Here is a 679-nt window from a genome sequence, read left to right as displayed (position 1 = left end):
GGCCCCCACCCCTGGCAAGGGATCCCTTATGAGGTGGTGCGCCGTGCCATTCATGCCACTGCCGACTTTGAGCTGCGGGATCGCTTTTTCTTCGGCCCCAACGCCGTTGAACACGCCCTGGCAGCCCTACGGCAAAAGCAGCCTGTCATTGTCGATGTCAGGATGGTGGCAGCTGGGATCCAGTCAGGTCTGAAAGCCCAAGGGATCCCCCTCTACTGTGCTTTGGACTGGGTGGAGGAGCCCCGTTGGCCCGGTCAAACCCGCGCCGCCAATGGGATGGTGAACTTGGCACGCCGCTATCCAGAAGCCCTGTTTGTCGTTGGCAATGCCCCCACCGCGTTGCTGGCTTTGGTGGAGGAGATTCAGGCACAGCGGGTCAAGCCGGCTTTGGTGATCGGAGTGCCGGTGGGATTTGTGGCGGTGGAAGAGGCCAAGCAGGCGTTGGCGCAAACGGATGTTCCCCAGATTCGGGTGGAGGGCCGCAAAGGCGGATCCCCAGTTGCTGCTGCCATTGTCAATGCCCTTCTCTTGGCAGCTCAACGGGATCCCATCCCCAACTGACTAGAATTGAAGGGATATCTTCAGACCTTTCCCATGACCCCAGAACAAGAGGAGTGGCTGATTCGCAACCTTCAGCAACAACAAGAACAAATCCAAGAAATGCGGGCCGAGCAGCAGC

The 679-nt window shown here is 59.4% G+C and carries 1 protein-coding gene; it reads left to right on the top strand.

Features of this window, described 5'->3' with window-relative positions; all coding sequences use genetic code 11:
- Positions 1-561, top strand: a 561-nt coding sequence (locus NW819_RS11260) for a precorrin-8X methylmutase (RefSeq protein WP_414413795.1), incomplete at its 5' end; no start/stop codon positions are given.
- Positions 562-679: the final 118 nt, after the last annotated feature.

The organism is Synechococcus sp. R8-2 (assembly GCF_047461715.1).
GTDB lineage: Bacteria > Cyanobacteriota > Cyanobacteriia > Thermostichales > Thermostichaceae > Thermostichus.
This window is presented reverse-complemented; position numbering and strand designations above follow the sequence as displayed.